The 21,434-nt window shown below is 71.4% G+C and carries 19 protein-coding genes; 13 read left to right on the top strand and 6 right to left on the bottom strand.

The window, feature by feature from the left end:
* Positions 1-48: 48 nt before the first annotated feature.
* Positions 49-1,386, top strand: coding sequence for a biotin carboxylase N-terminal domain-containing protein (locus tag ACIBTX_RS05010; RefSeq protein ID WP_357129381.1), 1,338 nt, complete (start codon positions 49-51; stop codon positions 1,384-1,386).
* A gap of 622 nt (positions 1,387-2,008) precedes the next feature.
* Complete coding sequence (locus ACIBTX_RS05005) at positions 2,009-2,929, top strand: hydroxymethylglutaryl-CoA lyase (protein WP_357129384.1); 921 nt, start codon at positions 2,009-2,011, stop codon at positions 2,927-2,929.
* A gap of 55 nt (positions 2,930-2,984) precedes the next feature.
* On the opposite strand, the gene ACIBTX_RS05000 is transcribed toward ACIBTX_RS05005, so the two are convergent.
* On the bottom strand, positions 2,985-3,545 hold the full coding sequence (locus ACIBTX_RS05000; protein WP_357129387.1) for a snapalysin family zinc-dependent metalloprotease: 561 nt from the start codon (positions 3,543-3,545) through the stop codon (positions 2,985-2,987).
* Positions 3,546-3,708: 163 nt separating this feature from the next.
* Between ACIBTX_RS05000 and ACIBTX_RS04995 the strand changes: the two genes are divergently transcribed.
* The 3 genes from ACIBTX_RS04995 to ACIBTX_RS04985 all read left to right on the top strand — a co-directional run bounded on the left by ACIBTX_RS04995 (position 3,709) and on the right by ACIBTX_RS04985 (position 9,318).
* Complete coding sequence (locus ACIBTX_RS04995) at positions 3,709-5,241, top strand: acyl-CoA carboxylase subunit beta (protein ID WP_357129390.1); 1,533 nt, start codon at positions 3,709-3,711, stop codon at positions 5,239-5,241.
* A gap of 114 nt (positions 5,242-5,355) precedes the next feature.
* Positions 5,356-6,504 carry an acyl-CoA dehydrogenase family protein gene (locus ACIBTX_RS04990; protein ID WP_396832057.1) on the top strand — a complete coding sequence of 383 codons (1,149 nt, stop codon included), beginning with the start codon at positions 5,356-5,358 and terminating at the stop codon, positions 6,502-6,504.
* A 141-nt stretch (positions 6,505-6,645) separates the two neighbouring features.
* The gene (locus ACIBTX_RS04985) at positions 6,646-9,318 is read left to right on the top strand and encodes a helix-turn-helix domain-containing protein (protein WP_357129398.1); all 2,673 of its coding nucleotides are present in this window, start codon (positions 6,646-6,648) and stop codon (positions 9,316-9,318) included.
* 241 nt (positions 9,319-9,559) lie between these two features.
* Here the strand turns inward: ACIBTX_RS04985 and ACIBTX_RS04980 are convergent, their stop codons facing one another.
* Entirely contained in the window at positions 9,560-10,060 is a 501-nt protein-coding gene (locus tag ACIBTX_RS04980) for a MarR family transcriptional regulator (RefSeq protein WP_355048531.1), read from the bottom strand.
* A 100-nt stretch (positions 10,061-10,160) separates the two neighbouring features.
* Between ACIBTX_RS04980 and ACIBTX_RS04975 the strand changes: the two genes are divergently transcribed.
* Both ACIBTX_RS04975 and ACIBTX_RS04970 read left to right on the top strand, forming a co-directional pair.
* Positions 10,161-10,742, top strand: a complete 582-nt coding sequence (locus ACIBTX_RS04975) for a YceI family protein (RefSeq protein WP_357129402.1) — start codon at positions 10,161-10,163, stop codon at positions 10,740-10,742.
* 283 nt (positions 10,743-11,025) lie between these two features.
* Positions 11,026-12,504 carry a glutamate--cysteine ligase gene (locus tag ACIBTX_RS04970; protein WP_357129405.1) on the top strand — a complete coding sequence of 493 codons (1,479 nt, stop codon included), beginning with the start codon at positions 11,026-11,028 and terminating at the stop codon, positions 12,502-12,504.
* A 102-nt stretch (positions 12,505-12,606) separates the two neighbouring features.
* On the opposite strand, the gene ACIBTX_RS04965 is transcribed toward ACIBTX_RS04970, so the two are convergent.
* Positions 12,607-14,169: a hypothetical protein gene (locus tag ACIBTX_RS04965; protein ID WP_396832056.1), complete on the bottom strand. Its 1,563-nt coding sequence runs from the start codon at positions 14,167-14,169 to the stop codon at positions 12,607-12,609.
* Positions 14,170-14,291: 122 nt separating this feature from the next.
* On the opposite strand from ACIBTX_RS04965, the gene ACIBTX_RS04960 reads away from it, so the two are divergent.
* Entirely contained in the window at positions 14,292-14,993 is a 702-nt protein-coding gene (locus ACIBTX_RS04960; protein WP_357129411.1) for a PASTA domain-containing protein, read from the top strand.
* Positions 14,994-15,117: 124 nt separating this feature from the next.
* On the top strand, positions 15,118-15,924 hold the full coding sequence (locus ACIBTX_RS04955; protein WP_357171721.1) for a PASTA domain-containing protein: 807 nt from the start codon (positions 15,118-15,120) through the stop codon (positions 15,922-15,924).
* Positions 15,925-15,931: 7 nt separating this feature from the next.
* Here the strand turns inward: ACIBTX_RS04955 and ACIBTX_RS04950 are convergent, their stop codons facing one another.
* Both ACIBTX_RS04950 and ACIBTX_RS04945 read right to left on the bottom strand, forming a co-directional pair.
* Complete coding sequence (locus ACIBTX_RS04950; protein ID WP_357171719.1) at positions 15,932-16,375, bottom strand: hypothetical protein; 444 nt, start codon at positions 16,373-16,375, stop codon at positions 15,932-15,934.
* Positions 16,376-16,473: 98 nt separating this feature from the next.
* Complete coding sequence (locus ACIBTX_RS04945; protein ID WP_355048524.1) at positions 16,474-16,758, bottom strand: hypothetical protein; 285 nt, start codon at positions 16,756-16,758, stop codon at positions 16,474-16,476.
* 623 nt (positions 16,759-17,381) lie between these two features.
* Here ACIBTX_RS04945 and ACIBTX_RS04940 point away from each other — a divergent pair.
* The 3 genes from ACIBTX_RS04940 (at position 17,382) to ACIBTX_RS04930 (ending at position 19,046) form a co-directional block, all read left to right on the top strand.
* Complete coding sequence (locus ACIBTX_RS04940) at positions 17,382-18,257, top strand: helix-turn-helix transcriptional regulator (RefSeq protein ID WP_234584497.1); 876 nt, start codon at positions 17,382-17,384, stop codon at positions 18,255-18,257.
* Positions 18,227-18,448, top strand: coding sequence for a DUF397 domain-containing protein (locus ACIBTX_RS04935; RefSeq protein ID WP_355048523.1), 222 nt, complete (start codon positions 18,227-18,229; stop codon positions 18,446-18,448). Before ACIBTX_RS04940 ends, ACIBTX_RS04935 begins: the two co-directional genes overlap by 31 nt.
* 199 nt (positions 18,449-18,647) lie before the next feature.
* Complete coding sequence (locus ACIBTX_RS04930) at positions 18,648-19,046, top strand: hypothetical protein (protein WP_357129423.1); 399 nt, start codon at positions 18,648-18,650, stop codon at positions 19,044-19,046.
* Here the strand turns inward: ACIBTX_RS04930 and ACIBTX_RS04925 are convergent.
* Positions 19,014-19,619, bottom strand: a complete 606-nt coding sequence (locus ACIBTX_RS04925; RefSeq protein ID WP_357129426.1) for a hypothetical protein — start codon at positions 19,617-19,619, stop codon at positions 19,014-19,016. The two genes, ACIBTX_RS04930 and ACIBTX_RS04925, sit on opposite strands and share 33 nt — an antisense overlap.
* Before the next feature lie 214 nt (positions 19,620-19,833).
* Between ACIBTX_RS04925 and ACIBTX_RS04920 the strand changes: the two genes are divergently transcribed.
* Positions 19,834-21,390 carry a S8 family serine peptidase gene (locus ACIBTX_RS04920; protein WP_357392195.1) on the top strand — a complete coding sequence of 519 codons (1,557 nt, stop codon included), beginning with the start codon at positions 19,834-19,836 and terminating at the stop codon, positions 21,388-21,390.
* Positions 21,391-21,434 lie beyond the last annotated feature (44 nt).

Raw genomic sequence — 21,434 nt, 5'->3', positions numbered from 1 at the left:
GTCATGATTCCCTGACATCGTCCCAACATCCGGACGCCGGGAGGAAACATGATCGAGTCACTGCTGGTCGCCAATCGGGGCGAGATCGCCCGCCGGGTCATCCGGACCGCCAAGCGGCTCGGCATCCGCGCGATCGCGGTGTACTCGGAGGCGGACGCCGACCTGCCGTTCGTCACCGAGGCGGACGAGGCGGTCCTCATCGGCCCGCCGAATCCGGCGCAGAGCTACCGCAACGTCGAGGCGATCCTCGCCGCCGCCAAGTCGACCGGCGCGCAGGCCATCCACCCCGGCTACGGCTTCCTGTCGGAGAACGCGGAGTTCGCTCGTACCGTCGAGGCCAGCGGGCTGGTCTGGGTCGGACCCGGCGCGGACGCGATCAGCGCGATGGGCGACAAGATCAATGCGCGGAACCTGATGGCGGCGGCCGGCGTGCCGGTCGCGCCCGGCACCACCGATCCGGCCGCTGACCTGGACGCGGCCGTGACGGCCGCCGCCGAGATCGGCTACCCGGTGATGGTCAAGGCCGCCGCCGGTGGCGGCGGCATGGGCATGGGCGTGGCCGTCGACGAGGCCGCGTTGCGCACCGAGTACGACAAGGTGCGCGCCTTCGCCGAGCGGATGTTCGGTGACGGATCGGTGCTGATCGAGCGGTACTTCCCCCGGGTGCGGCACGTCGAGGTGCAGATCCTCGGCCTGGCCGACGGTCGGGTGGTGGCGCTCGGCGAGCGGGAGTGCTCGGTGCAGCGACGCAACCAGAAGCTCGTCGAGGAATCCCCGTCGCCGGCCGTCTCGCCGGAACTGCGAGCGCGCCTGCTGGCGGCGGCGGTACGGGCCGGCGAGGCCGTGGGTTACCGCAACGCGGGCACGGTGGAATGCCTGTTGGACCCCACTTCCGGGGAGTTTTTCTTCCTCGAGATGAACACGCGCCTTCAGGTGGAACACCCGGTGACCGAGTACGTCTACGGGATCGACCTGGTTGAGGAGCAGTTGCGGGTGGCGTCCGGGCTGGCGCCGACGTTCGACCCGGACGCGCTCGCGCCGAGCGGGCACGCCATCGAGATGCGGATCAACGCCGAGGACCCGAAGCGGTTCCTGCCCGGCCCCGGCGTGATCCGGACGTGGGTGGAACCGACCGGCGAGGGTGTCCGGGTGGACTCCGGCTACACCGGGGGCAACACGGTCACGCCGTTCTACGACAGCCTGCTGGCCAAGCTGATCGTCACCGGCGCGACCCGCGACGAGGTGCTAGAACGCGCGCAGGAAGCGGTGGCCGCCTTCCAGATCGAGGGCCCGAAGAACAACGTCCCGTTCTTCGCCGAGCTGCTGGGCAACGAGGAGTTCCGCTCCGGCGCCTACGACACAGGAATCGTCCCCCGCATGCGCTGACCTGTTCCGATCCCCTACCTGTAGTTGATCAAGAGGTTTGCGTCATCCGTGGCCGGAATTTTGACGCAAACCTCTTGATCGACGCGGCTGGCGAGGGCCTGTCAGCGGCACCTGGGGAGGTTGTCGGGGTTGTCGGTCTTGTGCCAGGGTTGGTTGGCCAGGCGGGGTGGCTCGCCTCGGCTCTGGCCGGGGAGGCCGGGACCGCCGGTGTCCAGCCTCGGTGCACGGTGGTTGCCCGGTACCGGGCCGCTGGCCCGGAAGTGCCGGGCGCGCGTGCGCCGGCGCCCTCTCGACCGCACTCCGATGCGCTGCGGAGCTCTTGGAAGGACCGTCGCAGCGCTGACCACCGGAGGCGTCCAGACGGTGGGGTCGAGCCGATGGCTGGCCCCGCCGTCCCGCCGGCACCAACGTAGCCACCCGACCGCCCGCAGTTCCATGCCGCCGCCGGTGATGGCATCCTTCTGGCCTGATTCATCCGCCGAAGGGTGGTCCGGTGCTGGCTGGACGGCCCACCTCGGCGGAGAGCCATCGCACACCGTGTCCGTACCGTCCTCGACGCTGGCGGTTATTCGGGCCGATGTCGCTACCGTTGCCCCATCAGGGCAGACAGTGAGGTGACCCCATGGCGGAACTGCCAAACTCCGTGTCGATCCGTGAGGTTGGGCCGCGGGATGGATTGCAGAACGAGGAGCCCATCCCCGCCGACGCCAAGGTGCGACTGCTCGACGCGCTCTCCGCCACCGGCGTACGCCGGATCGAGGCGGTGTCGTTCGTGCACCCCAGGGCGATTCCGCAGATGGCCGACGCCGACGAGGTGTGGCGGCGGGCGGCGAAGGTCGACGGGGTGCGGTATTCGGCGCTGGTGCCGAACACCCGGGGCGCCCAGCGGGCCCTGGCCGCCGGCTTCACCGAGATCGAGGTGGTGGTGTCGGCCAGCGACACGCACAACCGCCGCAACGTCAACCGCTCGACCGACGAGTCGCTGGACGACATCGCCGAGCTGATCGACCTTCTGCACGGGGCCTCCGCGCGGGTCGAGGTGATCGTGGCGACCAGCTTCGGGTGCCCGTACGAGGGGGACGTCGACCCGCGCCGTGTCGCCGGCATCGTCGACCGGGTCGTCCGCGACGGCGCGGACCGGGTGGCCTTCGGCGACACGACCGGCATGGGCACGCCGCGTCGGGTCCGTGAGCTGCTGACCGCGGTACGCGACCGCAACGCGCACGTGCCGGTGCTGCTGCACTTCCACAACACCCGGGGTACGGCGCTGGCCAACCTGCTGACCGCGCTGGAGCTGGGGGTGACCGAGTTCGACGCGAGCGTCGGCGGTCTCGGTGGCTGCCCGTATGCGCCGGGTGCGAGTGGCAACCTGGCGACGGAGGAGGCGGTGCACATGCTGCACGACATGGGCATCGACACCGGCATCGACCTGGACGCCCTGATCGAGGTGGCCGAGTTGGCCGAGGAACTGCTCGGCAAGACGCTGCCGTCCGGTGTGCTGCGGGCCGGCCCGCGTACGCGACTGACGCCGATGCCGAGCTGAGAAAAGCGCGGAAGGGGCCGGCGCACTGCCGGCCCCTTCGTGGTGCGCGGTTCGGTCAGCCCACCGTGGTGAGCGCCGACGGCCAGCTGTCGCGGAAGATGTCCGCGCTGCGGTCGGTCGCGCTGAACGTACCGGCGAACAGGTTGCTCACCCGGTTCGCCTCGGCGCTGCTCGGGTACGGGTTGGTGCAGCTGGTGCCGGCGCTGCCGCCGGACATCAGGATCGCGCAGTTGCCGTTGTAGTTGTCCGGCAGACCGAGGATGTGCCCGATCTCGTGGGTCATGATCCGCAGCGGGCTGTACTGCGCCGCCTGCTGGGTGTCGATGTAGACCCGGCCGTTGCCGAGGCTGGTCCGCACGGCGTACGAGCCGCCGCCGGTGATCTGGTAGATCCGCAGGTTGGAGCCGCAGTTCGCGGAGAGCGTCAGGTTGACGGTGGCGTTGTTCCAGATCGAGGCGGCCTGGTTGGCGGTGCCCGCGTAGGCGCCTGCCTGGCTGGTGTTGTAGCAGATGGTCATCGCGGCGGACGCGGGCGCGGGGTTGGCGACCGTGACGCCGAGCGTGGCACCTGCCGTCGCGACCAACGCGACGGCGAGCCGACTGAGTCGTGAGGTCATCGCTGACTCCTTATCCGGGAGGGGGTGCCAGGAGCCTATCCACAGAGATTAATAGATTTCAATGTTTCGTTCGAAGGAGCGTCGGTGCGGCATGGGTCGCCGGAGGGTGCGCGGATGCGATAGCCTAACGATCGTTCAGGTCAGCACGGGCGAGGGAGTCGGCGTGACGCTCGACGGTGAGGCGCTGGAACAACTGCGCAAGCGGGCCCGGTCCGGTGGCGCGGACAAGTACCACGCGGCCAACGAGGCCAAGGGCAAGCTCTTCGCCCGCGAACGCGTCGCGCTCCTCGTCGACGAGGGCTCCTTCGTCGAGGACGGCCTCTACGCCAACGCGCTCGCCGACGGCCTGCCGGCCGACGGCGTGGTCACCGGCACCGCCACGATCGACGGCCGGCAGGTCTGCCTGATGGCCAACGACTCCACCGTGAAGGCCGGCAGTTGGGGCGCCCGTACCGTCGAGAAGATCATCCGGATCATCGAGCGGGCCTACGGGGCCGGCGTCCCGATGGTCTACCTGGTCGACTCGGCCGGCGCCCGGATCACCGACCAGGTCGACCTCTTCCCCGGCCGCCGTGGGGCCGGCAAGATCTTCTGGAACCAGGTCCGCGCCTCCGGCTCGATCCCGCAGGTCTGCGCGCTGTTCGGCCCGAGCGCCGCCGGAGGGGCGTACATCCCGGCGTTCTGCGACGTGGTGGCGATGGTCGACGGCAACGCCAGCATGTATCTCGGGTCCGACCGGATGGTCGAGATGGTCACCGGGGAGAAGACCACCCTGGAGGCGATGGGCGGGGCCAAGGTGCACACCGCCGAGTCCGGCGTCGGGCACTTCCTCTGCAAGACCGAGGCCGACGCGCTCGACGTGGTGAAGACCTACCTGTCGTACCTGCCGGCGAACTGGACCCAGGCGCCGCCGGCCGCGCCGGCGGTCGCCGCGCCCGCGAAGGCCGACCTGGCCGCGCTGGTGCCGGCCAGCGAGCGGCAGGCGTTCGACATGCGACGGTACGTCAAGGGCCTGCTCGACGAGGGTTCCTTCTTCGAGATCCAGGCACTGTGGGCCAAGGAGCTGACCATCGGCTTCGGCCGCCTCGACGGCCAGGTCGTCGGCGTGCTCGGCAACAACTCGATGTTCAAGGGCGGCGTGCTCTTCGTCGACTCGGCCGACAAAGCCACCCGGTTCGTGCAGCTCTGCGACGCGTTCAACGTGCCGCTGCTGTTCCTCAGTGACGTGCCCGGCTTCATGGTGGGCAGCGCGGTGGAGAAGCAGGGCATCATCCGGCACGGCGCCAAGATGATCACCGCGATCTCCGAGGCGACCGTGCCGAAGATCTGCGTGGTCGTCCGCAAGGCGTACGGCGCGGGCCTGTACGCGATGGCCGGCCCCGGCTTCGAGCCGGACGCGACGATCGCGCTGCCCAGCGCCAAGATCGCGGTGATGGGCGCCGAGGCCGCCGTGAACGCCGTCTACGCCAACAAGATCGCGGCGATCGAGGACGCGGACGAGCGGGCCGCCTTCGTGGCCGCCAAACGGGCCGAGTACGAGCAGGACATCGACGTCGTCCGGCTCGCCAGCGAGCTGGTGGTGGACGCCATCGTCGAGCCGCACGACCTGCGCGACGAGCTGGTCCGCCGGTTCGCGGCGGCCCGCACCAAGGACCGCACCTTCTCCCGACGCCGCCACGGCGTCACCCCCGTCTGACCCGCAAGGAAGGGCCCCTACTTAACGCCTGGGGTATAGGAGGGGGCCCTTCCTAACGCTTCAGCCGCTTCCGCGTCACGAGCGCCGGGCGGCCCGCCCAGTAGGAGGATCGAGATGGACTTCCGGCTCACCGACGAACAAGCGGCGCTGCGGGAGATCGTGCGGGACTTCGCCCGCGAGGTGGTTGCCCCGGTGATCGCCGAGCACTACGAGCGGCACACCTTCCCGTACGAGGTGATCCGGCAGATGGGCAAGATGGGCCTGTTCGGCCTGCCCTTCGACGAGGAGCACGGCGGGATGGGCGGCGACTACTTCGCGCTGTGCCTGGCCCTGGAGGAGTTGGCCCGGGTCGACTCCAGCGTGGCTATCACGTTGGAGGCGGCCGTCTCGCTCGGCGCGATGCCGATCTACCGCTTCGGCACCGAGGAGCAGAAGGCGACCTGGCTGCCCCGGCTGCTCAGCGGGGAGGCCCTGGCCGGCTTCGGCCTCACCGAGCCGGGCACCGGTTCCGACGCCGGCGGCACCCAGACGCGGGCCGTGCTGGACGGCGACGAGTGGGTGATCAACGGCGCGAAGGCGTTCATCACCAACTCGGGCACCGACATCACGGCCATGGTGACCGTCACGGCGGTGACCGGCACCAACCCGGACGGCTCCAAGGAGCTGTCGACGATCATCGTGCCCACCGGCACGCCCGGATTCACGGTGGCTCCGGGTTACTCCAAGGTCGGTTGGACCGCCTCGGACACCCACGAGCTGACCTTCGACGACTGCCGGGTGCCGGCGGCCAACCTGCTCGGTGCGCGCGGACGGGGCTTCGCACAGTTTCTGCGGATCCTCGACGAGGGCCGGATCGCGATCGCCGCGTTGGCTGTCGGCCTCGCCCAGGGCTGCGTCGACGAGTCCATCAAGTACGCCAAGGAGCGGCACGCCTTCGGCCGGCCGATCGGCGACAACCAGGCCATCCAGTTCAAGATCGCGGACATGGAGCTGAAGGCGCACACCGCGCGCCTGGCCTACTACGACGCCGCCGCCCGGATGCTTGCCGGCGAGCCGTTCAAGCGGCAGGCCGCCATCGCGAAGCTGCACGCGAGCACGATCGCGGTGGACAACGCCCGGGAGGCCACCCAGATCCACGGCGGCTACGGATTCATGAACGAGTACCCGGTCGCCCGGTTCTGGCGGGACTCCAAGATCCTGGAGATCGGTGAGGGCACCAGCGAGGTGCAACGCATGATCATCGCCCGCGATCTGGGCCTCTGATCCCACCCCTCGGGCGATCTCGGGGGTTACCGACCACTCCCCGTCGATCGACCCCTCGGCTGTCGGATTATCGGCGAGCGGACGTCGGCAGGACGACGTTCGACTGCCGATGGTCGGAGGCGAACCGTACTCTTCGTGCCCATGACTCCGGATCATGGGTGGTCGCGGAGCCCGGCCGGTCGTACCGGGCTGCCGGAGCTGCTCCGTGCGCACCGGCGCGCCGCCGGTCTGACCCAGGCGGAACTGGCGTCCCGTGCCCGAGTCGGTGTGCGGACGGTGCGGGACCTGGAGCGTGGCCGGTCGGTCCGGCCACAGCGCACCACCGTCGATCTGCTCGCCACGGCGTTGGGGTTGACCGGTGCCGTCCGGGCGGCATTCCTGGCCACGGCCCGTGGCCCTGTCGGCGGCGAGCCGCCGTCGGATGTCGGCCCGGGCGCGGTCGGCGTCGCGTCGGCGCAAGCCACCCGAGTCGACGCGCCGGTCGCCCTTCCGCCGCCGGTCGCCCTGATCGGACGCGATCGCGATGTCACCGAGTTGGCCGCGATGCTGACCGCGGAACACGGACCACGGCTGATCAGCCTCGTCGGCCTGGCCGGGGTCGGCAAGACCGCGCTCGCGCTCGCCGTGGCCCACGCGGCGGCACGGGCGCATCCGGGCGGTGTGGCCGGCGTGCTGGTCGGCGAGGGTTCGGACGGGCCGGACGTCCTCGCGGCCTCGATGACCGTCCTCGGCGCCGCCCGGTTACCGGAACTGGTCGCCCGCCTCGCCGGCCGGCGGGCGCTGCTGGTCATGGACGCCGTCGAGCGCGCCCCCGGCCCGGTGGCCGAGACACTGCACCGGTTGGGCACCGTACTGCCGTCGCTGCGGGTGCTGGTCACCGGCCGGCATCCGGTCGGGCTACCCGGCGAACGGGTCTGGCCGGTCGCCCCGCTCGAGGTGCCACCGCCGGACGGCGAACAATCCGGTCCGGCCACGCTCGTCTCGTGGCCAGCGGTCGCGCTGTTCATCGCACGGCTCGCCCAGGTCCGTCGGGAACCGCCCGGCCCCGACGAGCTACCAGCACTGGCCGCCCTGGTCCGCCGGCTGGGTGGCCTGCCACTGGCCATCGAGCTGATGGCCGCCCGGGGGCGGCTGCTCGACCTCACCGAACTGCTCGACCGGTACGGCGACCGGGTCCTCGACCTGACCACCTCGACCGAGGAGACCCGTGCCCGGTGGGACGGGCCGGAGTCGGCCGCCCGCCGTCCGTACGCCACCGATGCCACCCGGGCGGCGGTGGCGGTGACCCTGCGGGACGCGGTGGCGACCAGCTACCGCCTGCTCGCGCCGCACGAGCGCGACGCGCTGCGGCGACTCGCCATGTTTGGCAACCGGTGGTCGGTGGAGATGGCCGAGGAGATGCTCGCCGACGAGGCCGACCGGGACGGAACCGTCGCCATCGATCCGGTCCCGGTGCTGGACCGCCTGGTCGAGCTGGGCCTGCTGAGCGTTCGCGGCACCGGGCCGTTCCGGTTCCGCCTGCTCGACGCGGTCCGTGACTTCGCCGTGGAGCAGGCGGTCGGCGGTGGTGAGCTGACCTGCGTACGGCGTCGGCACGCGGAGGTGACCGCCCGCCTCGTGGCGCGGACCGCCGCCGACCTGGCCGGCCCACGGATGCTCGACGCGGTGCACCGGCTCGACCAGCTGAGCAGCGATATCAGCTCCGCGCTCGCCCACGCGGCCACCGATGACCCCCTGACCGCGCTCCGGCTCGCCGCCTGCCTCCCCCGCTGGTGGCGGTTCCGGGGCCGGGACGTCGCCGGGCGGCAGTGGCTGCGACGTCTGCTGGCCGACCCGCGAACCGCCGACGCGGACCCGATCCTGCGCGGCTGGGCCAGCCTCGGGATGGCACGGCTCGCGGCCGAACACGGTGCCGAGGCAGAAGAGTTACCCACGGCACGCGCCGCGTTGGAGATCTTCCGACACTCGGGCGACGTGACCGGCGAGTTGGAGGCGCGCGGGGTGCTCGGTGCTCTGCTGACCACCGTCGGCGGGCACGACGAGGCGCGGGATCAGGCCGAGGCGGTGCTCCGGCTCGCCGCCCGCAACGGTCGTACGCGTGATCTGGCGGTGGCGCAGAACAGCCTTGCCTGGCACGAGATCCGCGTCGGCGACCTGGCGGCGGCACGCCGGCGGCTGGCCGCCGTGGACCGGCTCGCGGCCGAGGGGGGTGAGCAGCGGTTGCGCGTGCTGGCCTGGGCCAACCGGGCCGAGGTGTCCCGCCTCGAGGGCCGGTACGCCGACGCCGTCGACCAGGGGCGGCGTGCGGTGGCGGCGTTGTTCGAGCTGGGCGACCCGGGACATCGCCGTCGGGTGCTCGGCACGGTCGGTCTGGCGCTGGCTCAGGACGGCCGTGCCGCCGAGGCGACCGAGGTGCTCACCGAGCTGCGCGCCGGCGGTGCCGAGGCGACCGTCGCCGTGCCGGGGCGGCAGTGGTTGGAGCGGGTCGGACTGCCGCGACCACGGTCGGACGACAGCGTGTTGTCGTGGAGCGGACCGGAGGCGGGGATCTGCGCGCTGATCGAGGGGAACCTGGCGCTGCACCGGGGTGATCGGGAGTTGGCGGCCGAGTGGTTCGCGGCCGCCGTCGAGGCCGGTCACGATCGCCGGGACGTCGTGGAGGCGCTGGTGGGCCTCGCCGCGAGCACCGGAGACCCGACGGTCCTCGATCGTCTGGACCAGGTCTGCGAGGAAACCGGGATCCGACTGCTGCCGCAGGAGTCCGGGCTGCTCTACGCGCTGATCGCCGCCCGGGGTGGAGCCACCGAACGGTGAGCGGTGGCCGGTCGGCGTCGATGGACCGCCGGATGGAGAGTGGCGCGGGCGAAGAGCCCCCTTGGTGCTACCCCTCGCTGTTCGCCCGCGCCGTCACCCCCCGGTGATTCCCCGGTGGGCGAAAGCCTGCCACCGTTGCCGGGGAAGAAGGTGTTTTTCAAGAGGTTTGTCCGGTCTTTGGGGTCAGTTCTGCCGGTCCTTCTGCCGGTACCGCCCGGAAGCCCATCTTGCGGGCCGACGGTCAGGTCGGGTCGCAGTCGTCGGCCGTCTCCTGCTCGGTACTGCCGGCGGTCGCGCCAGGATGGACCGCGTCCCGCACCCGCCGCAGGCCGTCGAGCAGTGCCGCCAGGGCCTCGGGTTCGAGTTGGCCGGTGAACCACTGTTCGATGATCCGCAGGTGCCCGGGCAGTGTCTCGTCGAGCCGCTGCATTCCGGACGCGGTGACCACCGCATACGAGCTACGGCGGTCGTTCGGGCATGCTCGACGGGTGAGCAGTCCGTCGCGTTCCATCCGGTCCACCACCCGGGTCACGCCGCTGGTGGACAGTGAGGTCTGTGCGGCGAGGTCGGTCATCCGTAGCTGGTTGCCGGGCGAGCGGGCCAGTCGGGTGATCACCTCGAACTCGACCTGGGAGAGGCCGTGCTCCTCGAGTTGGGCGGCGAACCGGGCTGAGAGCCCGGCGTGGGCCTCGTACAGGAGGCCAACCGCGGTGATCCGGGGGTCGTCGAACACGTTGGTCACTCGTTAATCCTACCAGTCCTTGACACGGGGAATGTTGTTGCGGTTATATTTGCTGAAGCAGTCGTTGGGCTACTAAACAATCCTCTGGAGGACACCAGTCATGACCAGCAGCATCGACGCGGTTACCCGCGACTGGGACGGTCTCACCATCCCGGCGGCCGGCACCTACGTGCTGGACGCGGCGCACAAGCGGGTCGGCTTCGTCGCCCGGCACATGATGGTGAGCAAGGTCCGCGGTGAGTTCAACGAGGCGACCGCCACCATCACCGTCAGCGAGGACCCGCTGCAGTCCTCGGTCGTCGCGACCATCCAGGCCGCCAGCATCGACACCACCCAGGACGACCGGGACGCGCACCTGCGCAGCCCCGAGTTCCTCGACGCGGAGCAGTACCCGACCCTGGAGTTCCGCAGCACCGGCGTCAAGTCCCGCAAGGGCAACGAGTTCGTGCTCGACGGTGAGCTGACCGTCAAGGGCGTCACCCGTCCGGTCGAGCTGGAGGTCGAGTTCGAGGGCGTGGGTCGCAGCCCGTTTGGCCAGGACATCTTTGGCTTCTCCGCGAGCACCGAGATCGACCGCGAGGAGTTCGGTCTGACCTGGAACGTCGCCCTGGAGACCGGCGGCGTGCTGGTCGGCAAGAAGATCAAGATCGAGATCGAGGGCGAGGCCGTCCGCCAGGCCTGATCCCACGGATCACCCGTACACCGGGCCCGCGCCGCACGTCGGCGCGGGCCCGGTGTCGTCCGTGCCGGGCGCGTGTGAATTGTCACGACTTGTTCTTGCCCCCGCGAGGTCCGGCATGCTGGCGACGGGGTAGAGATGGCGCCACGAGCGAATCCACTCGGCCGTCGTCGGATCACCGTCGTCGGCCTCTGGCCCCGGCCAGGCGAGCGCTCTTACCGTTGATGGTTCACAATGCGCTTCCGGGACGGCAGAATCCCGACCGCGCGGGTTGTCGGGAGGACACATGGGCAGGGACGTCTCGCAGGGCGCCTTCACCCGGGAGGACCGCGTCCGCTACCGGCAGAAGGTCCGGCGGTGCCTCGACGTCTTCGCCCTGATGCTCGACGACTTCGGGTTCGACGCCGACCGGCCGATGACCGGCCTCGAGATCGAGCTGAATCTGGTCGACTCGGCGGCCGAGCCGGCGATGCGCAACGAGGAGATCCTCGCCGAGATCGCCGATCCGCTCTTCCAGACCGAGCTGGGGCAGTTCAACCTGGAGTTGAACGCCGAGCCCCGGCTGATCGAGGGCGCCGGTTTCGCCGACTACGAGCACGACCTGCGTAGCAGCCTCTCCCGGGCCGACGAGCGCGCCGCCAGGTCCGACGCGAAGATCGTCCTGGTCGGCATCCTGCCCACCCTCACCGAGGGGCACCTGGTCGAGGACAACCTCTCCACCAACGAGCGCTACCGGGTCCTCAACGACCAGATCGTCGGCGCCCGAGGCGAGGCCATCGAACTCGACATCCGTGGCGTCGAGCAGTTGCGGACGCACACCGACTCGATCGCCCCCGAGGCGGCCTGCACGAGTCTCCAGTTCCACCTCCAGGTCGCGCCGGACAGCTTCGCCGACTACTGGAACGCGTCCCAGGCCATCGCCGGAGTGCAGGTGGCGGTCGGGGCGAACTCGCCCTTCCTCTACGGCCGCCAACTCTGGGCCGAGACCCGGATCGCCCTGTTCAAGCAGGCCACCGACACTCGTCCGGAGGAACTCAAGGCCCAGGGCGTACGCCCCCGGGTCTGGTTCGGCGAGCGGTGGATCACCTCGATCTTCGACTTGTTCGAGGAGAACGTCCGGTACTTCCCACCACTGCTGCCGATCTGCGAGGACGAGGACCCCGTGGAGGTGCTGCACGCCGGCGGGGTGCCCCAACTCAGCGAGCTGCGGCTGCACAACGGCACGGTCTACCGCTGGAACCGCCCGGTCTACGACATCATGAACGGCCGCCCGCACCTGCGGGTGGAGAACCGGGTGCTGCCCGCCGGTCCCACCGTGGTGGACATGCTGGCCAACGCGGCCTTCTACTTCGGACTGGTCCGCGGCCTGGCCGAGGCCGACCGGCCGATCTGGAGTCAGCTCACCTTCTCCTCAGCCGAGGAGAACTTCCACTCGGCGGCCCGCCGTGGTCTGGACGCCGTGCTGCACTGGCCCGGGGTCGGTGACGTGCCGGTCACCAAGCTCGTACTCGATCAGTTGCTGCCCGTCGCCGCGACCGGACTGGACGGCTTCGGCGTCGCGCCGGCGCAACGGGACCGGCTGCTCGGCATCATCGAGCAGCGCTGCCGTACCGGTCGCAACGGCTCCGTCTGGCAGACCGAGGCGGTCTGGGCGGCGGAGCACCACCACGGCATGGACCGCCCGGCAGCCCTGCACCACATGGTCAAGCGCTACGCGGAACTCCAACGCACCAACGAACCAGTCCACACCTGGCCCGTCCAGTAACCACCCCACCCCACCCCGGGCCTGGTTGATCAAGAGGTTCGCTTCAGAAATCGCGCCGCTGATGACGCAAACCTCTTGATCAACAGGTGGATGGCGGTGGGGTCAGGTGGTGGGGCGTCGGGGTGGGCGGGCTCGGGGCGCGGTTGGGGCGTTGGTTGGGGCGTTGGTTGGGGCGTCGGTTGGGGGCGCGGCGTCGGGGTTGGGGCGTGGGGCCGGGACGCGGGGTGCGGTGGTGGTCGCGTCGGCGGGCTGGTCCCCGCGCGGGCTTGTCGGTGCCGACGGCGTCCTGCCGCGTCGGGTTGCCGTGCCGGCTGCGGCGTCGGTCACCGAGCGGGCGCGGCGTCCGGGTCGCCCGGCGTCCGCCACGCCCTCTCTCGTGGGCGTCGTCCGATCGGTCGGGAGCCCTCCGGCCCGGGTGAAGTCCGCCGGAGGGGCCGACGTCGAGCCGGGTGAGCGGGCCGGAGGGGCCGACGCCGGTTCGCGTTGGCCGGTCGGAGCGGTCGACGTCGGGTCGGACACGTCGCCCGATGTCAGCTTGGGGTTCGCCGACCCACCCGTCGAGGCGGCGTCCGGACCGGCGGCCGGGGCGGTCGGACGGCGGTCGGCGGCCCGTCGGTGGCCGGCCCTCTCGGCGAGCCGGGCGACCAGTATCGAGCCGCCGACCCCGGCGATCACCGCGTACGGGGCGATGAGCTGGGTCGAGAACTGTGCCGGGCCGGGGGTCGCCCACCTCGGCACGGTGGTCAGGTAGGCGAGCGCGACGAGCAGCGGGCCGGCCGCACCGGAGGCCGCCGCGCCCACCCGGTGTCCGCCCGGACGCGCGGCGCCGCGGGCGGCGAGGGCACCGATCAGAAGCGCGGGTACGAGTGCCAGCAGCGCGCCCGGCCAGTAGATCTGGCCCCCGATCCAGTACCGCCCGTGGTCCGGGTCGAGCTGCCAGGTGCCGAGTTGGGCACCGGTCAGCCCGCGTCCGACGCGTACACCGTCGATGACCGAGACCACGGCGAGCAGCCACAGCCAGGCGGCCGTCGCGGTGATGTTCACCGCGACCGTGCGGGAGCGCAGCGCCCAGAGCGCGACGAGGACGCCGATCAGGATTCCCAGCGCCGCGTGCAGGGCCGCGACCCGCTGCGGCGCGCCGGTGTCGGCGCCTGCGGCGACCCGCGCCGGTACGGCGACCAGCAGTACGGTGACCAGTCCACCGAGCCCGGCACCGAGCGCCAGGGACAGCCGGCGGAGCAGACCGGGGTGCTCGACGGCCACCGGTTCGGCCCGATCGATGACCGGCCGATCCTGCGGATCGATGACCGGCCGATCCTGCGGCACGTCGGCGCCCTCGGCCCAGGTCGGTTGGCCCGGCGTGAGCGCCGGCGACTGCGGCAGGTCAGCATCGTCGGCCGCTGCGGCGCCGGTCGTCGGCGTGGGCGTGGGCGTCGCACGCTGGTGCAGTCGCTGCGCGCAGACAGCTCCCAGCACAGTGGAGCTGGCGGCGAGCCAGGTGGCCCAGGCGAGGCCGTCGGCCCAGGCCGTGCCGTTGGCCCCGGCCTCGGTGGGCGTCCAGGTGATGACGCCGAGCCCGTAGCCGAAGCCCAGTTGCGCGGCGCCCGCGCCGGCAGCGACCCCGACCGCCGTCGCGATCGATACTCCCCAGCCCCGTCTGGCCATGCCGGGCAGCGTAACGTCCCGTCGTCGGTGCGGCGAGTCGCGGCGACCCGCCGGTACGGACCGTCGGCACAACGTGGTGGGCGGCGAACGGTACGGTCGCCGGTGATGAGGCGGTGGACGGTATGACGGACGCGAACACGGGTCGGCAGGAATCCTCCGGTGGCCGGGACGGCGGTGACGGCCGCCGAGCTGGCGTGTTGCTCGGTGGCGGACTGGTCGCGGTGCTCCTCGCCGTGGTCGGCGCGACCGGCGGTTGGCTGCTGGCCGGCGAGGACGACGAGTCTCCGGGGACCCCGCAGGCGGTCGCCACCACGGCAGGTACACCGACCGAGGAGGCCACCTCGTCTCGACCGACCACCGGCCGGACCACCCCGTCCGCTCCCCGCACGACCGCCTCCGCGACGAAGGGGACCGGGCTGACCGTGCCCCCGGTGGTCGGGACCGACTTCCTCCAGGCGCGCGAGATGCTGCGCGAACAGCGGTTGGGTTGGCGGCTGGTCTTCGGCGTCGGCACCGGACGCAGGGTGGAGAGCGCCTCGCCGGCGGTGGGCACCCCGGTGACCCGGGGTACCACGGTTCAACTGCAGATCGCCGGGCCACCGCCGGCCGCCGAAGTGCCGGACGTGGTCGGCGACGACTGCGCCAAGGCAGCGGAAGAGTTGGTCGAGGAGGGGCTCTACCCGAGTTACCGCAGCGGGCGCAGTGGAAAGGTCAGTCGGCAGGAACCGGCCGAGGACGGTCCGGCACGCTGGAACGACGAGGTCAGCATCTGGTGCGGCGCGGCGGCCCCACCGAGCCAGCCGACCGCGAAGCCCACCCCCTGACCCGAGCGGCCCCGACCCGCCGGCGGCACGCGGTTCGTGCCACCGATACCGGCCGATGTCGACCTGGGCGGTTAGGTTGACGTCGAGGGCCAGGGCGCCCGCCCGGTTCGGGAAGGGACGTGCGATGAGCGACGACCGCCAGGAGCCCCCCGCCGGGACACCGGACGACGACCGCACGCGCCCTCTGCCGCCCATCGGCGGCGACCGCCCGCAACCGCCCGCGTCGACCGACGAGACGATGCCTATCGACCGGGCCGCGTCCGGCGGTGGCGCGTCGCCGGACGAGACGATGCCTATCGACCGGGCCGCGTCTGCGTCTTCGGCGGATCGGACGGCGCGGATGCCGGCCGAGCGGTCGACGCCACCGTCGTGGTCGGGGCGGGCCGAGGTACGGGCACCTCGACCGGCCGAGCCGTCCGCGGACTGGTACGTGGAGGAGCAGGGCGGCCGTCGGTGGTGGCTGCCGATCCTCTGGGGCGTACTCGCGTTGTTGTTCGCCGCCCTTCTCGGCGCGGCCCTGTGGGTGGTGTTGAGCGCGCGGGAGGACGACCCCGACGACCCGGCCACGCCGTCCGTCCCGCCGACCAGCGTCACCGCCGCGCCGACCAGCAGCGCCCCGACGTCGGCGGCGCCCACCAGCGCGACGCCGAGCAGCCCGGCGGCCACCACCGAGGGGGCGCAGCTACCGGTGCCGCCGCTGACCGGCCTCGGGCAGTCCACCGCCGAAGGACTGCTGGAGCGACTGGGCCTGAGCTACCGGGTGGTGTACCGCCCGTCCGAGCTGCCGCCGGGCACGGTGGTGCGGACCGATCCGGAGGCCGGCACCCTGGTGCCGACCGACCAGGAGGTGCTGGTGGTGATCTCCCAGGCCCGGCCGTCGCCGGGCGGCAGCTCGACCAGCCCGAGCCCGACGGCGACGGCCACGCCGTGACCGGTTCTCACCACCTACGGCGGCGGGTGCCGACGAGGCCGAGGCCGGCGAGCGAGATGGTGAGGCCGAAGATCCCGGACCAGAAGAGCGACCGGCGTACGTCGGTGCCGTGGTGGCCGCCCGACGTCGTCTCGGCGAGTGCCTGCTGACCGTCGGCCTGACCGCCGGCGCCGGAACCGGTGGCCGGGCCGGTCGCGTCGGCCGCCGCCCCGGCGTACCCGTCGGGGGTGTCGGCGCCGATCCAGCCGTACTCGTCCTCGGGAGGCTCGGAGCCGGCCACGGTGATCTCCGGCGCCGGTACCGGAACGGCCAGCCGGGTGGACGACGACGCCGGATCGTGGACCAGGACCACGACGGTGGTCAGGGCCCCGAGGAGGGCGAGCAGTCCGAGAGCGTAGGTGATACTCCAGCGGTGGTGCCGCCGCACGGCGGGCTGATTGACCATGACCATCCCAGGCTCAGGGTCCTGGACGTGCGGGTGGAACGGTGCCGGGGTGGGCGTACCGATTCTATGGCGACGGCACGCCTACCCGCGGCGGATCGCGCTGGTCAGCCGACTCTGACCGGCGTACGGGTAACCGGTCGCCGGGTCCGTACGGTGTGCGGGCGGGGCACCGGCGCGGCCTGCACCTGTTGCAGCCCTTCCCGCTGTACGAAGATCGACCGGCGGTTGACGGCGTCGCCGGCGGCGTTGAGCTCGTAGCCGTCGAGCCAGAGCCAACCGTCGTAGGTCGGCCAGTCGAGCACCCGGATCACCCGGAACATGATCGGCCTGAGGAACTGGACACTCGCCGCGCGAGTCACGTGCAGAACGTCACCGGAGCGGGGAAGCACATGGGCTCCTGGGGAGGGTAAGCCGGCGGCATGCCGGCGGTGACTGGTCTGGGATGTCTCGGCCCGGTTGCGGGATCGCGCCTCGTGGACCGTCTGGTGCTGGTGGTGGTCGGGCCGTACCCGCTGGTGGCGTGCCGCCACCCGACCATCACCTGACTGCTGCCGGGAACCGCGCCCACCGCCGCAGTCAGCTGGCTTGCAGCGGTGGGGTCATTACCCCGGCGCAGGTCCGGGTGTCGCTGGCCGGGCCTGCGTTCGGTCCGGCTGCCCGGGGTCGGTGGGTTCACCACTCCCGGAGAGCGGACCGGAACGCTGAGTGATCCGAGCCATACGGACAGAGTGCATCAGCGACGTGCTTCATGCAAGTTGCACGTCGACTTTTGCCGATACGTGAGTTCGCCACGCAAAGCGGCGCTTGAAGCGATCCGCGTGTGGGCGGCACACTGAGGGCCGGTTTCGCCCGTCGCGGCCGGCCGATGACCGGCACCATCCCTCGTCGCGAACGCTCGCCGGGCGACGGTCGCGCCCCCGGCAGGCGACAACCAGTGGCGCGGCGACCGGAGGTAGCCCGAGAGTGGGGTCGAGCAACCAGCGGCAAGAAACAGAAGTGTCGAGGCCGCGCGATGAGTGAACGGCGCAGCCCGACGATCCGACGGCGACGGCTCGGCGCGGAGTTGCGCCGGCAGCGGGAGTCGGCCGGGATCACCATAGAGGTGGTGGCCGAGCAGTTGGAGTGCTCGGCGTCCAAGGTCTCCCGCATCGAGACGGGCCACACCACGGCCACCCCGCGCGACGTGCGGGACATGCTGCGGATCTACGGCGTCGTGGGCGCCGAGAGCGACGAGCTCGTGCAGATCGCCCGCGAGGCGCGGCAGAAGGGCTGGTGGCACCCGTACAGCACGGTGCTGGTCGGGGCGTACGTCGGCCTGGAGGCGGCAGCCAGCTCCATCCGGGCGTACGAACAGCAGGTCGTCCCCGGCCTGTTGGAGACCGAGGAGTACGCCGGGGCGATGATCCGCGCCGCCCGTCCGGACTTCACGGCCGATCAGGTACATCAAAGGGTGCGTGTCCGTCTGGGCCGTCAGTCGTTGTTGACCCAGGACGATCCGGTCGATCTGTGGGTGGTGCTCGATGAGGCGGTGGTAAGTCGGCCGGTGGGCGGGGACGAGGTGATGCGCGGCCAACTCAGGCGGTTGGTCGAGGTGGCCGAGTTGCCGAACGTGACGCTCCAGATCCTCCCCTTCGAGGTGGGTGCGCACGCCGGCATGGACGGCACCTTCACGATCCTCAGCTTCCCTGAGCCCGGTGATCCGGATGTTGTGTACGCGGAGAACGCCACGGGTGGGCTTTTCCTCGAGAAAAGCGACGAACTGCAGAAGTACAGCTTCATCTTCGATCACATCCGCGCTGCGGCCATTCGTCCGGAGGAGTCCGTCGCACACATCGCAAAACTGGCAGAGGAGCCGAAATGGCGACCAAGAGGTTCCCCGTGGACCTGACGCAGGCGACGTGGTTCAAGAGCTCGAAGAGTGGGCCCAACTGCGACAACTGCGTGGAAGTGGCGTACGTGACCGGTGCGGTCGGCGTCCGGGATTCGAAGGACAAGGCCGGTCCGGCCCTGGTCTTCGCTCCCGGCGACTGGCGTGCCTTCGTTGCCGGAGCCAGGGGTGGTGTGTTGGGCTCGGCCTGACCGAGTGGTCGATGAACGTCCCCGTCCGGTCCTCGACCGGGCGGGGACGTTCCGTGTCCGCGCTCCTCGCGGCCGGCACGGCGAGGTTCCGCCGGGATTCCCGTCGCCACAGCGGGCCCGCCTCGTTGAACCCGTCGGTACGGCGTTGGTCGATGGCCCCCGCCGTACCGACCGCAACCGAGCGAGGTAGGCGAGACGGATGACGATCGGTTCAGAGAACCTCACCAACGGTCCGGGCAAGCCGGAGCGGTTCGGTGGCAAGTACCGCGGGGCGCGTCGGGACACCGTACTGACCGAGGTGGTCTCGACCGACCAGGAGTTGAACGGGCGGGACGTGTCGGCCCCGGACGCCGGGGACGCGCCGCTCTCACTGCCGTCGCTGGACCCGAACCCGCTGGTCGAACCGTCGTTCCCGCCGACCGGCTGGCCGATGGAGCCCACCGGTTCGCTCGCGGACCACCCGCTGCTGCGGGGCCTGCTGCTGGAGCTGCCGCCGAAGGGCAGCGTGCCGCCGCCCGGCTGGCTGGACCGCTGGTTCGAGGCGACCCGGGCGATCCTGGAGCTTCTATACGTGCAGGGGATCGGCCGCTCGCGCTGACCGCGTGGCGGCGGCGGTGGGCTGCGCCCGCTCGATGAGCCGGCTGTGTCGCAGCGCGTGCCGGACCCCGATGGCCGCCACCGCCAGTGCGCCGACGGTGATCGCCGGGCCGGTGATCCCGGGCTCGGCGCCGAGGTCCGTGCCGGCCGCCGCGATCACCGCCGGAAGTATCGCCAGGGCGGTGACCTGCAACGGCACGCCGACGAGCGGGTGGGCCGCGGCGGCCCGCAGCCCGTGCGGGGCGGGTGTGCCGGGTGCGCTGTCGAACGCTCCGGCCCCGGCCCGCAGCCGGCGGATTCGCCGTATCGAGCAGACGGCCACCACGAGCGCCGGGCCGGTGGCGAGGGTGAGCCCGGCGCCGGCACGATCGATCGGCGCGGCCCCGGCGCTCGTCAGGCCGCCGACGGCCACCGCCGCGATCAGCGCGAGGCCGACCAGCGCGAGCGCCAGCAACCATCCGGTACGCCGACGGAGCGCACGCGCGTCGCGCAGCCGGGGCAGTCGGTCGGCCAGGACCCCGGCGGCCAGCCAGACGGCGGCGACCGGCAACAGGATGGTGAGCTGACTCTCCATGTCGGAGAGTCTTTCCCGTTCTTCGGTGCGGTGAATCGGGGCCGGACCCCCGTTGGCCCCGGAGGTCGGGCCCGTAGGGGCATCCCATCCGGGTGATGGACGTTTCGACATGTTTATCTGTCGCACCGGCGGACCTACTCTCAGCGAGATCGGCAGTTGTCGATCGAAGGTGCCGGTGGTCGCGCTTCGCCGCCGGTCGGAGGGAGGTAGGGAGATGGGTCTTCCACGCAGGTTCGCACTGGTCGGGGTGGCCACCGCGACCGTGCTGGCCGTCGGTGCCCCGGCTCTGGCCGCCGAGCCGGTGGGCGTCGTACGGGAGGCTGGCGGAGCCACCGCCGTGCCCGACAGCTACATCGTCGTCCTCAAGGACGGCACCGTGGCGCCCAACCAGGTCGGCGACACCGCGCAACGGCTGACCGGCCGGCACGGCGGGAAGGTCGCCCGCACCTACGGCACCGCACTGCGGGGCTTCGAGGTCACCGTCAGCGCGGCGGCAGCGGCACGGATCGCCGCCGACCCGGCTGTCGCGTACGTCGAGCAGAACCACACCGTGTCCATCTCCGGAACGCAGGCCAACCCGCCGTCCTGGGGCCTCGACCGCATCGACCAGCGCAACCTGCCGCTGGACAGCTCCTACACGTACCCGAACACGGCGAGCAACGTGCACGCCTACATCATCGACACCGGCATCCGCTTCTCCCACAACGACTTCGGCGGCCGGGCCACCTCCGGCTACGACGCCGTGGACGGCGGGTCGGCCGACGACTGCAACGGGCACGGCACGCACGTCGCCGGCACTGTCGGCGGCTCGACGTACGGGGTCGCGAAGGGCGTCCAGTTGGTCGGCGTACGCGTGCTGAACTGCTCCGGCAGCGGCACCAACGCCGGTGTGATCGCCGGCGTCGACTGGGTCACCCAGAACGCGATCAAGCCGGCCGTGGCGAACATGAGCCTCGGCGGCGGGGCGAACAGCTCGCTGGACACCGCCGTACGCAACTCGATCGCCTCCGGCGTCACGTACGGCCTCGCGGCCGGCAACGACAACGGCGCGAACGCCTGCAACACCTCGCCGGCGCGGACCACGGAGGCGATCACGGTCGGCTCGACGACCAGCTCGGACGCCCGCTCGTCGTTCTCCAACATCGGCACCTGCCTGGACATCTTCGCGCCCGGCTCGTCGATCACCTCGGCCTGGTACACCAGCAACACCGCGACCAACACGATCAGCGGCACCTCGATGGCCACGCCGCACGTGGTCGGGGCGGCGGCCCTGGTGGCCAGCGCCAACCCGAGCTGGACCCCGGCTCAGGTACGCGACCAGTTGGTGTCCAACGCCACCCCGAACGTGGTCAGCAATGCCGGCTCGGGCTCACCGAACCTGCTGCTCTACGTGGGCAGCGGCGGCACCACCCCGCCGCCCACCGGCTGCACCGGCACCAACGGCACCGACGTCTCGATCCCGGACGCGGGCGCGGCGGTGACCAGCTCGGTCACCATCTCCGGCTGTGGCCGCAACGCCTCCTCGGCCGCCACGGTGGCGGTGAACATCGTGCACACCTACCGCGGTGACCTGGTGATCGACCTGCTCGCCCCGGACGGCAGCTCGTACCGGCTGAAGAACAGCAGCACCTCGGACAGCGCCGACAACGTGAACGCCACGTACTCGGTCAACCTCTCCGGCGAGGCGGCGGACGGCACCTGGCGGCTCCAGGTGCGCGACACCTACTCGGCGGACACCGGCTACATCAACAGCTGGACCCTGACCGTCTGACCTGTTCCCCAGGGACGAGGCCCCATCCGGACGATCCCGGCGGG

Source organism: Micromonospora sp. NPDC049359 (assembly GCF_044466585.1).
Lineage (GTDB): Bacteria > Actinomycetota > Actinomycetes > Mycobacteriales > Micromonosporaceae > Micromonospora.
This window is presented reverse-complemented; position numbering and strand designations above follow the sequence as displayed.